The sequence below is a fragment of the Rhizomicrobium sp. genome, assembly GCA_037200985.1.
Lineage (GTDB): Bacteria > Pseudomonadota > Alphaproteobacteria > Micropepsales > Micropepsaceae > Rhizomicrobium.
Window position 1 is genome coordinate 3,487,069 of the sequence record JBBCGJ010000001.1, and the last position, 12,569, is coordinate 3,499,637.

At 67.9% G+C, this 12,569-nt stretch carries 16 protein-coding genes; 9 read left to right on the forward strand and 7 right to left on the reverse strand.

Translation table 11 applies throughout. The features are described from left to right. Positions 1–28 precede the first annotated feature (28 nt). The 3 genes from WDN01_17070 to hisB all read left to right on the forward strand — a co-directional run bounded on the left by WDN01_17070 (position 29) and on the right by hisB (position 2,445). Positions 29–754 carry an HAD family acid phosphatase gene (locus WDN01_17070; protein ID MEJ0027739.1) on the forward strand — a complete coding sequence of 242 codons (726 nt, stop codon included), beginning with the start codon at positions 29–31 and terminating at the stop codon, positions 752–754. Between the two features lie 2 nt (positions 755–756). After that, on the forward strand, positions 757–1,779 hold the full coding sequence (locus WDN01_17075; protein ID MEJ0027740.1) for a hypothetical protein: 1,023 nt from the start codon (positions 757–759) through the stop codon (positions 1,777–1,779). 66 nt (positions 1,780–1,845) lie between these two features. Continuing rightward, on the forward strand, positions 1,846–2,445 hold the full coding sequence (gene hisB, locus WDN01_17080; GenBank protein MEJ0027741.1) for an imidazoleglycerol-phosphate dehydratase HisB: 600 nt from the start codon (positions 1,846–1,848) through the stop codon (positions 2,443–2,445). A gap of 10 nt (positions 2,446–2,455) precedes the next feature. Here the strand turns inward: hisB and WDN01_17085 are convergent, their stop codons facing one another. Then, positions 2,456–3,538, reverse strand: a complete 1,083-nt coding sequence (locus WDN01_17085) for a serine hydrolase (GenBank protein MEJ0027742.1) — start codon at positions 3,536–3,538, stop codon at positions 2,456–2,458. A gap of 30 nt (positions 3,539–3,568) precedes the next feature. Next, positions 3,569–4,396 carry a helix-turn-helix transcriptional regulator gene (locus tag WDN01_17090; GenBank protein ID MEJ0027743.1) on the reverse strand — a complete coding sequence of 276 codons (828 nt, stop codon included), beginning with the start codon at positions 4,394–4,396 and terminating at the stop codon, positions 3,569–3,571. 135 nt (positions 4,397–4,531) lie between these two features. On the opposite strand from WDN01_17090, the gene WDN01_17095 reads away from it, so the two are divergent. The 5 genes from WDN01_17095 (at position 4,532) to WDN01_17115 (ending at position 8,060) form a co-directional block, all read left to right on the forward strand. Next, entirely contained in the window at positions 4,532–5,647 is a 1,116-nt protein-coding gene (locus WDN01_17095; protein ID MEJ0027744.1) for a ferritin-like domain-containing protein, read from the forward strand. A gap of 69 nt (positions 5,648–5,716) precedes the next feature. Beyond that, positions 5,717–6,490 carry a class I SAM-dependent methyltransferase gene (locus tag WDN01_17100; GenBank protein ID MEJ0027745.1) on the forward strand — a complete coding sequence of 258 codons (774 nt, stop codon included), beginning with the start codon at positions 5,717–5,719 and terminating at the stop codon, positions 6,488–6,490. After that, on the forward strand, positions 6,487–7,170 hold the full coding sequence (locus WDN01_17105) for a M24 family metallopeptidase (protein MEJ0027746.1): 684 nt from the start codon (positions 6,487–6,489) through the stop codon (positions 7,168–7,170). Before WDN01_17100 ends, WDN01_17105 begins: the two co-directional genes overlap by 4 nt. 40 nt (positions 7,171–7,210) lie before the next feature. Next, positions 7,211–7,684, forward strand: a complete 474-nt coding sequence (locus WDN01_17110) for an MmcB family DNA repair protein (protein MEJ0027747.1) — start codon at positions 7,211–7,213, stop codon at positions 7,682–7,684. Further along, positions 7,671–8,060 (forward strand): MmcQ/YjbR family DNA-binding protein, encoded by a 390-nt coding sequence (locus WDN01_17115; GenBank protein ID MEJ0027748.1) that lies wholly within the window; start codon positions 7,671–7,673, stop codon positions 8,058–8,060. Before WDN01_17110 ends, WDN01_17115 begins: the two co-directional genes overlap by 14 nt. 135 nt (positions 8,061–8,195) lie before the next feature. Here the strand turns inward: WDN01_17115 and WDN01_17120 are convergent, their stop codons facing one another. Together WDN01_17120 and WDN01_17125 are read right to left on the reverse strand one after the other, a co-directional pair. After that, positions 8,196–8,729 carry an ActR/PrrA/RegA family redox response regulator transcription factor gene (locus WDN01_17120; GenBank protein ID MEJ0027749.1) on the reverse strand — a complete coding sequence of 178 codons (534 nt, stop codon included), beginning with the start codon at positions 8,727–8,729 and terminating at the stop codon, positions 8,196–8,198. Between the two features lie 144 nt (positions 8,730–8,873). Further along, positions 8,874–10,256 (reverse strand): ActS/PrrB/RegB family redox-sensitive histidine kinase, encoded by a 1,383-nt coding sequence (locus WDN01_17125; protein ID MEJ0027750.1) that lies wholly within the window; start codon positions 10,254–10,256, stop codon positions 8,874–8,876. 88 nt (positions 10,257–10,344) lie between these two features. On the opposite strand from WDN01_17125, the gene WDN01_17130 reads away from it, so the two are divergent. Further along, positions 10,345–10,947 (forward strand): SCO family protein, encoded by a 603-nt coding sequence (locus tag WDN01_17130; protein ID MEJ0027751.1) that lies wholly within the window; start codon positions 10,345–10,347, stop codon positions 10,945–10,947. On the opposite strand, the gene WDN01_17135 is transcribed toward WDN01_17130, so the two are convergent. Genes WDN01_17135 through WDN01_17145 form a run of 3 tightly spaced genes read right to left on the reverse strand, consistent with a single transcriptional unit; the run spans position 10,944 to position 12,565 of the window. Next, entirely contained in the window at positions 10,944–11,363 is a 420-nt protein-coding gene (locus tag WDN01_17135) for a VOC family protein (protein ID MEJ0027752.1), read from the reverse strand. The genes WDN01_17130 and WDN01_17135 overlap by 4 nt on opposite strands. Positions 11,364–11,378: 15 nt before the next feature. Beyond that, positions 11,379–12,263 carry a bifunctional methylenetetrahydrofolate dehydrogenase/methenyltetrahydrofolate cyclohydrolase FolD gene (gene folD / locus WDN01_17140; protein MEJ0027753.1) on the reverse strand — a complete coding sequence of 295 codons (885 nt, stop codon included), beginning with the start codon at positions 12,261–12,263 and terminating at the stop codon, positions 11,379–11,381. Further along, positions 12,260–12,565 carry a DUF167 family protein gene (locus tag WDN01_17145; GenBank protein ID MEJ0027754.1) on the reverse strand — a complete coding sequence of 102 codons (306 nt, stop codon included), beginning with the start codon at positions 12,563–12,565 and terminating at the stop codon, positions 12,260–12,262. Before WDN01_17145 ends, folD begins: the two co-directional genes overlap by 4 nt. Between the last annotated feature and the right edge of the window lie 4 nt (positions 12,566–12,569).

Below are 12,569 nucleotides of genomic sequence, written 5' to 3' on the forward strand. Positions count from 1 at the left end.
ACCCCTCACCTATGACTGCCAGGCCCGCATGACAAGGGTTTGGGCCATCCCGCCCGTCGCCGTGGGCGACGCCGATCCCTGGCAATGCGCCGCCCCGACCGCGAAGACGCCGGCCGGCGTGCACTGGCAGCGCAATTCGCTGGAATATTGCCGGCTGAGCGTGAACGTCTACGACGAGGCGCTCGCCGCCGCGCAGCGCCTGGCCAAGAGCCACAAGCCGCACACCTGGCTGGTGCTGATGGATGCCGACGAGACCGTGATCGACAATTCGCTGTTCGAGCGCGAGCGCCAGATCTGCGGCGGCGAATTCAAGGACGGGCAATGGCGGAGATGGGTGAAGGCCGAGATGGCGGCCGATGTGCCGGGCGCCGCGGCCTTCACGGAGGCGGTGCACCGGCTGGGCGGACTGGTGGGCATCGTCACCAACCGCGCGGTCGAGGACGACGACCTGACCAGGGCGACCCTCAAAAAAGCCGGAATCACTTTCGACTATGAGATCGGCATGACGGGCGATCATTCCGACAAGACCGAGCGCTGGCGCGGCGCCGAAACCGCGCTGACGACCAAGGCGCATGGCCGGCCGGTGGCGGTGATGTGGCTGGGCGACCAGGTCACCGACCTTGCCATCCTCGACCGGCGCGGCAAGCTGCTGCGCGCGATGAACCAGGGCGACGCCGGCGACGGCATCGGCGACCATCTCTTCCTGCTGCCCAATCCGATGTATGGCGGCTGGCAGGACAATCCGGACCGGTGAGCATGGGCGAATTGCCGAGCATTCCTTACGCGGATATTCGCGGCGGCACGTCGCTCGACCTGCTGAAGCTCTATCCCGACAAGGCACGCGCCCTGGCGCGCGCCGCAACCGGCACCTTCGGCGTCGCCTCGCGCGCCGCGGGCGCGCTGGCGCTGCCGCTCGGCGACCGCGCCTCGCGCAACTGGCTGCGGCGGGCCGACAATCCGTTCCTCTCGGAGATCGACGCGCTGGCGGCACTGCTCCAGATCCGCGGCGTCTATTTCCTCAATCTGTGCTTCGAATGGGCCTGCACCGGCGGCGTGTGGCGGAGCGATGACGGCCCGGCGATGCGCCGGGTGCTCGACTGGCCGTTTCCCGATCTGGGGACGAGCATGGTGGTGGCGCATCAATCCGGACGCGCCGGCGATTTCTACAACATCACCTGGCCGGGCCTGAGCGGAAGCTTTCAAGGATTGGCGCCGGGCCGCTTCGCGGCGGCGATCAACCAGGCGCCGATGCGCAAGGGCGGCGCGGGCTATGCCGGCGACTGGGTGAAGAACCGTGTCCGGGTGAGGGGCGAGACCGGCATGCCGCCGGCCCATCTGCTGCGCCTGGTGCTGGAAAGCGCCGCCGACTATGCCGCGGCAAGGGCGATGCTGTGCGAGACGCGGCTTGCCGTGCCGGCGATCTTCCTTCTGTCGGGCGTGCGGGACGGCGAAGGCTGCATCGTCGAGCGCACCGAAACCGCGTTCGCCCTGCGCAAGCTGGACGGTGCGGCGGTGTGCGTCGCCAACCATTTCGAGACACCGATCGAGCGCGGCGGTGCCGGCTGGCGGGCGCGGCCGATCGACAGCCTGGGCCGCGCCGCGGCGGCGCGCGGATCGGCGCCTTGCGACGGCGGGTTCGCCTGGTTCCAGCCGCCCATCGCCAACGTCAACAGCCGGCTCGCCTTCGAGGCCAACGCAGCGACGGGATCGCTCGCGCTGATGGGCGCGGCAGGCGTGCATCCGTCGACCGGGATCTTTCGGTTGCCTCGCGCGGCTTGAGCCGGCGTTTCGACAGACCGCGGCGATTGGGATAAGAAACCGTCACAGAATCGGGAAGACGGCGCCATGCGTACCGCCACGGTGGAACGGAAGACTCGCGAGACGGAGATCACCGTCTGGCTCGACCTCGACGGCTCGGGCGAGACCGATATCGATACCGGCATCGGCTTCCTCGACCACATGCTGGACAGCTTCGGGCGTCATTCGATGATCGACCTGAAGGTGCGCGCCCAGGGCGATTTGCATGTCGACTTTCACCACACGACGGAAGACACCGGCATCGTCATCGGCCAGGCGGTGAAGAAGGCGCTGGGCGATTTCGCCGGCATCACGCGCTTCGGCGCCGCCACCATCCCGATGGACGAGACGCTGACGCGCGTCGCCATCGACGTGTCGAACCGGCCCTATCTGATCTGGCGGGTGGACATCCCCAAGCCCAAGCTGGGCGAGATGGACACCGAGCTGTTCAAGGAATGGTTCCAGGCCTTCGCGCAGAACGCCGGCATCTGCCTGCACATCGAAAACCTCTATGGCGAGAACAGCCACCACATCGTGGAGACCTGCTTCAAGGCCACGGCGCGGGCGCTGCGCCAGGCGATCGAGCCCGACGAGCGGCTCGAAGGCGGCGTCGCCTCGACCAAGGGCTCGCTCAGCGAGAAGGCCTGAGCGGCCGGGCTCAGCGCGACACGGCGGCCAGGATGTGGTCGCTCACCAGCTTGTCCGACAGCGCGTGCCCGCCGGGGCCGTTGAAGTTCGTCGTCGTGATCACGGCGACGAGGTCGAGTTCGGGAAAGGCCAGGACCTTGTTGCCGCCGGAGCCGTTCATCACGGCGGCGTGCCAAGTCCTGCCGCCGGCCGTGTAGTCCTGCAGCCAGATCAGATAGCCGTAGCCGGCGCCGCTGTCGGTCTCGGCATGCGGCGTCGTCATCGCCGCGATCCAGGACGCGGAGAGGACGCGGCGGCCCTGCGATGTCCCTTTGTCCAGGATCAACTGGCCGAGGCGCGCGAGATCGCGGCTGCGCAGGCCGAGCCCGCCGCCGCCCTGCGCCAGGCCGAGCGGCGAATATTGCCATTCCGGCGCGTCGATCCCGAGCGGGTCGAACAGGACCGCCTTGGCGAAGTCGGCCAGCTTGCGGTTCGTCGCCTGCTCGACCACCGCGCCGAGCGCCGTCGCGCCCGCGGTGCAATAGCTCCAGGCGCGGCCATATTTGGCTTTGGCCGGCGGCGTGGCCCAGGCCGCGAAGCCCTTGATCGGCAGGTCGAGCGCGAACTTGACCCAATCCTCGATCAGATACATGCGCTCTTCGTTGCCGCGCGAATAGGAATTGGAATCGTCGCATTCCAGGAGCGAACTCATGGTGAGGAAGTCCTCGATCGTGATCGCGTCCTTGCGCGGATCGGGATTTTCGAACGGCCCCCGCGCGCCGAGATAACGCATCACCGGCGTGTCGACGCCCGGAATCGCCTTGGCGTCGATCGCGGCGCCGACCAAAAGGGCGGTGACCGTCTTGGTCGCGGAGCGCGTGTTGCGGCGGGCCTCGGCGCCGCCGTCGTCGAAATAGCGCTCATAGGCGATGCGGCCGTGGCGGACGAGGACGACGCTGGTGGTCTTCTGGAAGTCGCCGCGCAGGATCGCCGCGCTCATCGCCGCGAGCCTGCCGGGGTCGAGACCGGCCTCGGCCGGCGTGGCCGTTTGCCAGGCGGCCGCCGCCGGCGACACGAAAGCGAGCAGGGTCAGGACGGAGAGGAATTTCGGCACGACGCCCTCATCGATGAAGCAGCGCGGAGCCTAGCCCGCGCCACCGCACGCATCTTGAACGGATCGAACCTGGCGGAACGCCGCGCGATAGCGGGCGGGCGTGGTGCGATAGGCGGCGCGGAAGGCGCGCGTCATATGGCTCTGGTCGCTGAAGCCGCTCGCATCGGCGATGCCGGCCAGCGACAGATCGGTCCGGCGCAGCCGGGCGGCGGCGCGCTCCAGCCGCAGCCGCTGGAGATAGGACGAGGGCGTGCAGCCGAAGGCCTGTCGAAAGCCGCGTCCCAGATGGACGGGATGAACGCCGGCGGCGGCAGCGAGCGTGTTCACCGTCGGCATTTTCGCGTCGCGCAGGAAAGCGAGGGCCCGCGGCATCCAGGGCAGATGCCGGTCCCGCCTGCCCGGCGCGGCGAATTGCAGGAGCGCCAGGGTCTCGCATTCGACGGCGAAGCGGTCGGCGCCGGCGATGCAATGACCCAGCATCCGCCGCGCCGCCACCATGCCGCCATGCGCCAGGACCGGCTCGCGCGGCAAGTCGAGGTCGGCGGACCATTCCGACAGCCGCGCGCGGGCGATGGACACGGCGAGGAAATGGCAGCCCGGCCCAACATAGCGGTCGCGGTGGACGGTCTGGAGCGGATTGAAGATCAGGACGGGCTCGGCGGAGACGACGGGAGCGTCACGGGCCGCGGTGACATAGCCCGGATCGAGCGCCAGCACGAAATGGGCGTCCTCGCCGTGGCAATGCTCGGCGACCCGGTCGGGCGGGATCGTGGCCTGGCGCAACGCCGCTTCTATTCCCGGCGCCGCGACGGCGCAGGAGCGGGAGCCGAAGAACCGGGCGGCGGCGAGATGGAGCATGCCACGTCCAAGATAGGCGGGCGGCGTCCGCTGGCAAGTGTGACGCTGGCGTCATTTTCATTGACTTTTAGGGGATGCCCGCTATATTGACGGGATCGTCATTCATTCCGCCCGTCGAGCCATTCGGAGATCGCCATGGTCCAGATCACCAAAGACAACGCCTATGACGCGGTGGCGCCCGACGATTTCCCCGCGATGCTGAACCCCGCGCGCTACAATGTGCGCTCGACCGCCTTCGACAAGATCATCAGCGCGACCCACGACCATTTCTGGGATCCGCTCGACAAGAAATACATCGACTTCGGCGCGCCCTATGACGCGACCGAGAAGATGATCATGCCGGAGAATTTCTTCCCGATCTTCCACACCCGCATCGGCGATACGATGACGCGCGAACAGAAGATCAAATTCGCCAACGAGGCGACGCGCTGGCAGCTTTCCGCCATCCTGCATGGCGAGCAGGGCGCACTCGCGCTCTCGGCCTCGCTTTGCCACATCCTGCGCGATCCGGGCGCCCAAGAATACGCCGCCAACCAGACGCGCGAGGAAGCCCGCCACGTCACCGCCTTCGCCGCCTATATCAAGTCGCGCTGGGGCACGCCGCTGCCCTGCGGCCCGACGCTGCAGTCGCTGCTGACCGAAATGGTCGGCGCGCCGGAGGTCTATAAGAAGATCGTCGGCATGCAGATGCTGGTCGAAGGCCTCGCCATGGGCGCCTTCGCGACGCTCTATCAGAACGCGCAGGACCCTTTGTTGGTCAAGCTATGTCAACTTGTGATGACCGACGAGGCGTTCCACCACAAATTCGGCAAGATCTGGGCCGACCGGACGATCCCCAAGCTTTCGAAGGACGAGCAGGCGCTGGTCGAGGACTGGGCGGCGCAGTGCTTCCAGACGCTGCTGTTCAACCTCATCAACGCCGAGCAGATGCAGACGGTCTATGACAGCGTCGGCATCGACTGGCAGGACGCGCGCGCCGCGATCATGGAGGCCTTCACCGACGACGACCGCCGCGAAGGCATGAAGCAGTCGGCCAACATCTTCCGCGTGCTGATCAAGACGCTGCTCAACGCCGGCATCATCACCGAGCGCACCAAGGCGTTCTACGGCATGTATGTCGACATGGACGAGCTGAAGAAGGAAGGCGACCGCATGGTCGGCGACGACATCGCCGAGGAGGGCATCAGATACCTCCAGACCATCAACTTCGCCGACCGCTCCAAGGGCGGCGAGCTGCTCGCGGCGGAGTAAGCCGGCACATTCCAGCCATGCGCGAAAGGGCGGTTCGAAAGAGCCGCCCTTTTGTTTTAGGGTCGCGCCATGGACAGGCGGTTCGACGACGGCAGCGCGGGCGATGCGGATTACGGCGCCATCGGCCCCGGCTATGCGGATTTCCGCCGGCCCGAGCCGCGCATCGCGGCATTCCTCCATGCGGCGCTGGGCGATGCGAAGACCGTGCTGAATGTCGGCGCGGGCGCCGGCTCCTATGAACCGTCCGACCGGATCGTGACTGCCGTGGAACCCTCAGCCCAGATGCGGGCGCAGCGGCCGGCGCACCTGCCGCGCGCCATCGATGCGGTCGCCGAGAAGCTGCCCTTCGCGGACGGTGCGTTCGATGCCGCGATGACGACCTTCTCGGTGCATCAATGGCCGGACCTCGCCGCGGGCCTGAAGGAGGTGCGGCGCGTGACGCGCGGGCCGGTGGCGGTCATGACCGGCGATCCCGAACGGCTCGATTGTTTCTGGCTGAACGACTATGCGCCGGAGGTGATCGCGACCGAGGCGCGCCGCTATCCGCCGGTCGCGGCCTTCGCGCCGCTCGGCGGCCGCATTGAAGCGATGAACATCCCCATCCCGCTCGACTGCAGCGACGGCTTCAACGAAGCCTATTACGGGCGGCCCGAAATGCTGCTCGATCCGAAGGCGCGACGGGCCTGCTCGGCCTGGAGCTTCGTCGCCTCCGAGGCAGTGGCGCGGTTCGAGCGCGACCTGGCGCGCGATCTCGCCAGCGGCGCCTGGGACGCGAAGCATGGCGCGCTGCGCGCCACGCCGGTCTTTCACGGCTCCCTCCTCTTGATAGTATCGCGGCCATGAGCATTGGAAGTGAGAGGGGGCGCCGCGCCAGGCTGGAAGAGGCCGAAGCAAAAGGACTGGCGCTGTTCGACGCCATCGAGCGCGAAGGCCTGATCGTGCCCGGCAAGCGCGAGGACGAGCTGAGCGCGGAGATCCACGCCCTCGCCCGCGACCGCTTCGGCGTGAAAGCGCATTGGCACAAGCGCATCGTGCGCGCGGGGCCGAACACGGTGTGCATCTTCTCCGACGATCCGCCGGTGCACACGATAGCGGAAGACGACCTGGTCTATCTCGATCTCGGCCCGGTGATCGCGGATTGGGAAGCCGATCTCGGCCGGACCTATGCGCTGGGACGCGATCCGCAAAAGACGGCGCTGGTCGCCGACCTGCCGCGCCTGTTCGACATCGTGGCCGCGCACTACCACGCCGCGCCCGACATCACCTGCGAGGCGCTCTATGCCTTCGCGCAGAAGACGGCCGAGGCGGCCGGCTGGCTGTTCGGCGGCGAGATCGCCGGCCACACGATCCAGGGCCGCTTTCCGCATCCGCCGGTGCCCCGCGCCGGACGGCTGATCGCGGCGGGCAACGCCAGCCGCATGCGCGACCCCGACGCCAAAGGCGAGGAGCGGCACTGGATCCTGGAGATCCATCTGGTCGACAAGGCGCGAACCTTCGGCGGGTTCTATGAGCGGCTTTTGTAGGTCGATTGACTCTTTCGTTCCCGAAGTGTTCCATCCCGATATGGCACTCGTCTCGACGGCAAATGCGGCGGAGGTGGCGCGCGGCGTCAGCCGGCTGCTGCTGCAACTGGGCTTCAGCCCGATCCTGGAATTCACCCTCGCCAACGGCCGTCGGCTCGACGTCGCCGCGCTGGGCGCCGACGGGACCCTGCTCGGCGTGGAGATCAAGGTGGCCCTCGCCGACCTGCGCGGCGACACCAAATGGCCCGACTATCTGGAGTTCTGCGAGCACTTCTATTTCGCCATCCCGCCGGATTTCCCCGACGAGCATGTGCCGCCGGGCACCGGCCTGATCGTCGCCGACAAATATGGCGGCGCCATCGTGCGGCACGCGACGCCGGCGCCGGTGCATGCCAGCCGGCGCAAGGCGGTCATGCTGCGCTTCGCCAAGGTCGCGGCCGACCGTCTCGCCACCCTGCTCGAATTCGCGGAAGACCCGCGCCAGCCTGCGGTGCTGCCCGATGCCGGTCACTAAGGCCGATCTGAAGAGGATCGCGCTGTCCTTTCCCGGCGCGCGGGAGGAACCGTCCTACGGCCGGCCCGCCTTCAAGATCGAGAAGAAATTCTTCACCCGGCTGCGCCGCGAGGACGATTCCATCGTCTGGGTCGTCGATTCGATCGACGAGCGCGACCACCTGCTCGAAATGGACCCAAAGACCTATTTCATCACCGACCACTACAAGAACCATCCCAGCGTGCTGGTGCGCATCGCCCGCATCGACAAGCCCATGCTGCGCAAGATGCTGGAGCGCCGCTGGCGCGCGGTGGCGCCGAAGAAGCTGATCAGGGCGGTCGAAGAGGCGTCGGCGAAGACGCTTCGTACGGGCGCGGCGGCGAGGAGGAAACGTTGAGGCAGTCCGTCCTTCTGGACTCGTTTCCTGATTGTCATTCCCGCGCAGGCGGGAATCCAGACGCGGCTGCTCGCCCGGTCGCTGGATGCCCGCCTGCGCGGGCATGACAGGCGTAGTTTGAGGGGCTATCTCAGCCTAACGCGGGCTGCGCTTCGCCAGGATGCGCTGCAGCGTGCGGCGGTGCATGTTGAGGCGGCGTGCCGTCTCCGACACGTTGTGGCCGCACAATTCGTAGACCCGCTGGATGTGTTCCCAGCGCACGCGATCCGCCGACATCGGATTCTCCGGCGGCTTGGGCTTGGAGCCGGGCTGCGCCATCAGCGCGGCCAGGATGTCGTCGGCATCGGCCGGCTTGGGCAGGTAGTCGATGGCGCCGTATTTCACCGCCGCGACGGCGGTCGCGATATTGCCGAAGCCGGTCAGCACCACGACGCGGCTGTCGGGCCGCACGACATGCAGCGTCTCCACCACGTCGAGCCCGTTGCCGTCGTCGAGCTTGAGATCCACCACCGCATAGGCCGGCGGCGCTTCCTTGGCGCGCGCCTTGCCCTCGGCCACGCCCTCGGCGATCATCACGGTGAAGCCGCGCGCTTCCATGGCGCGGGCCAGCCGCTCGCGCAGAGGGCGGTCGTCCTCGACCAGGAGCAGGGTCTTTTCGTCGCCGCTCATATTTTGCCTTTGATGTTGCCTTCAGGGGTTCTTGGCTGGCGGTGTCATATACCGCGCACCCCCCTGCGACAACCGAAAGCTTCGCCGGAAGTAGTACGTTGTTATGCTTAATGTTTTAATCCTGCGCCTCGATCGGGTCGGGGCTCAGCCTTCGCCGCGTCCGGGAGGGGCTTCGCCGTCGATCACGTTGCGCGGCCACACCGCGCTGACGCGCGCGCCGCCGGAATCGGGATTGACCGCGGCGACCGTCGCGCCGGTCTGTTCGAGCAAGGTCTTGGCGATGAAGAAGCCGAGCCCCATGCCCTCGTGCTTGTCGAGCGTGCCGGTCGGGCCGATCTCGGTCTCGCCGAGCGCGAAATGGCCGGGGCGCGAGGTGATGTAGGGCTCGCCAATGCGCTCGAAAATCTCCGGCGCGAAGCCCGGGCCGTCATCCTCCACCGCGATGCGCAGCAGGCTCGCATTCCAGCGCGCCTGGATGCACACCCGGCTCTGCGCGAAATCGGCGGCGTTCTCGATGATGTTGCCGAGGCCGTGCAGGAGCTCCGGCGCGCGCCACACTTGCGGCATGGCATCACCTTCGACATCGGGCCTGATCTCGATGGCGATCTCCAAGTCTTCGCCGCGATAGGGCTCGGCGAGGTCTTCGAGGAAGGCGCCCAGCGGCAGGCGCGCGGTCTCGCCCAGAAGCGTCTCTTCCGGATTGGCGAGGCGGGCGAGGATGGCGCGGCAGCGCTCGGCCTGCTCGCGCAGCAGCGCCGCGTCCTCGGCCTCCGGCGAGCCGCGCGGCAGGGCGCGTTCGAGCTCGCGCGCCACCACCGCGATGGTGCCGAGCGGCGTGCCCAGCTCATGCGCCGCCGCGGTCGCCAGCGCGCCGATCGAGGCCAGGCGATGCTCGCGCGACAGCGCGAGCTGCGTCGCCGCCAGGCCCGCCGACATCCGCGCGCCCTCGCTCGCGATGCGCCAGGAATAGATCGAGGTGAATCCGATGCCGATCACCAGCGAGGCCCAGATGCCCGCCAAGTACAGCGTCGGCAGGACCAGCGCCTCGCCCGCCGCCCAGGGCAGCGGCTTGTGCAACACCGAGATCACGCAGACCGAGGCGAAGGCGATGCCGGCCAGGATCAGCGTATTGCCGAGATTGAGCGTCGCGGCCGCGATCACCACCGGCGCCAGGAACATCAGCGCGAAGGGATTCATGATCCCGCCGGTCAGATAGAGCAGCGCCGCGAGCTGCAGCACGTCGAAGCCGAGATAGCCCGTCGCCTCGCGATTGGTGAGGCGGTGGCTCGCCGGATAGCGCAGCGTGAGCACGATATTGACGACCACGCTGGCCGCGATCGCGCCGGCGCATTGCAGAAGCGGGAGCGAATAGCCGAAGCCGAAATAGACGATGAACAGCGCCGCCGACTGGCCGCCCACCGCCATCCAGCGCAGATTGGACAGCGTGCGCAGCCGCACCCGTCCGCGCGCCGCCGAGGCCGGCGTCGCGGTGAAAGTCCGAAGCCTTGCCCGGTCCGTGTCGCTCACGCGCGCCGATTCGCCTCTTTCGCTCGAGGCATCCTGCCATTATCAAACGCCCGGCGCGCGGTTCAATCGCGGCACCCCAGACGGTTCCATGCGGCGCATTTCGGTCATTCTCATCCCGGTCCTTCTCCTGCTGGCGCTGCTTCTGGGCGCCGCGCTGTGGCGGGTGAGCGATACGCTGCCGGGGCTCGGCCGCGTCGTCGGAACCGGAACGCCGGCGATCGGGGCGCCCTTCGCGCTGACCGACCAGGACGGCAGGACGCGGCGCTCCGCGGAATTCCGCGGCCGCTACATGCTGATCTATTTCGGCTATTCCTATTGCCCCGATGTCTGCCCGACGACCCTGGCGATGATCGGCGAGGCGCTCGCCAAGCTCGGTAGCCGGCAGGACCGGATCGTTCCGATCTTCATCACCGTCGATCCGCAGCGCGATACGCCGGCGCAGCTCAAGACCTATCTGAAGGCATTCGGGCCGCAGTTCGTCGGGCTGACCGGCGACGCCAGGGCGATCGCGAAAGTGGCGGGCGACTACCGCGTCTATTTCAAGAAGCAGCCCCTGCCCGGCAGCGGCTACGGCATGGATCACTCCAACGTGATCTATCTGATGGGCCCGGACGGACGCTTCGTCACCTATTGGGACGACACCGCCATCGGCCCGGACAAACTCGCCGAAGAATTGCGCGCGCGGCTTTAGGGAATGACGGGCTTGCCGTCCTTCATCTCGACCAGGCCCATGCCGTTGCCGGCCGGGTCCTTGAACAGGCCGATCACCGCCACGCCCTTCGCCTCGAAACGCGGTACGATGACGGTGCCGCCGGCGGCCGTCACCTGCGCCAGCGCCGCCGTCACGTCGGGCACCCCGAGATAGAGGATCTTGTCGGCCGGGTCCTTGCGCAGCGTGCCGTCCAGCCCGGCATTCTTGATCGCGCCCGACGGATCGATGGTCCAGCCGAACACGCCGGCATAGAAGGCGTGCTGCTTGTCCTGGTCGGGGCCGGCGATATCGAAGAACACGATGGGGGCAGGGGTCACGAGTGTCTCCTTGGGATCGGCGGCGCGCGCCGCAACGGGCGCCAGCAGGATCAGGACGGCGAGCAGCGCGTTGCGCATCGGTTCACCCCGGCATCAGATGTTGGGCATGTCCAATCCTGCCTGAACGGCGGCGGCGATCAAGGTGTTCCGCATCAGGCAGACGATGGTCATGGCGCCGACGCCGCCCGGCACCGGCGTTATATAGGACGCGACCGCGGCCGCCGGCTCGTAATCGACGTCGCCGACGATCTTCGTCTTGCCGCCGCCCAGATCGATCCGGTTGATGCCGACGTCGATCACCGCCGCGCCGGGCTTCACCCAATCGGCCTTCACCAGCCCCGGCTTGCCGATGGCGGCGACCAGGATGTCGGCGCGGCGCGCCAGCGCGGGCAGGTCGCGCGAGCGCGAATGCGCCATGGTGACGGTGGCGTTGGCGGCGAGCAGAAGCTGCGCCGCCGGCTTGCCGAACAACAGCGAGCGGCCGATCACGATGGCGTCCTTGCCGGCGATATCGCCGACATACTCTTTCAGCAGCATCATCACGCCCGCCGGGGTGCAGGACACCAGCGCGGCGCGCCCGCTCATCAGCAGGCCCGCATTGGTCGGCGTCAGCGCGTCGACGTCCTTCGCCGGATCGAGCGTGTCGAGCACCGCGGCTTCGCGCACCTGCGACGGCAGCGGCATCTGGACCAAAATTCCGTGTACGGATTTGTCGGCGTTGAGCGCCCGGACGCGCGCCAGAACCTCGGCCTCCGACGCGTCGGCGGGGAGGGAGAAGTGCAGCGACTTGAAGCCGATGGCCTCGGCCGTCCTGCCCTTGTTGCGGACATAGACCTCGCTCGCCGGATCGTTGCCGACCAGCACGGTGGCGAGGCCCGGCACGATGCCGTGGGCGCTCTTCAGCGCTGCGGTCTCGGCCACGATGCGCTCGCGCAGCTTCGCGGCGGCGGCTTTTCCGTCGATGATCTTGGCGGTCACTTGGCAGCTCCGATGGTCTCCAGCCGCCGGATGGTGTCGGCGGCGGGCGCGGCGATGGCGATGGTCTTCAGGCGCGAGGTTTGCCCCGCGACGATTTCGATTGTGGTCTTGCGCACGTCAAGCGTCTTTGCCAGCAGCGCAATCAAAGCCGCATTGGCCTTGCCGTCCTCCGGCGGCGAAGCGACGCGGGCTTTCAGATGCTCGCTCCCATCGGCGCCCACGCTCCAGCCCTCGACGGCATCGCGGCCGCCTTTCGGCGTCAGGCGCAGCGCGAAGAGGATGCCGCCGTCCCGGGCCCGCACGCGC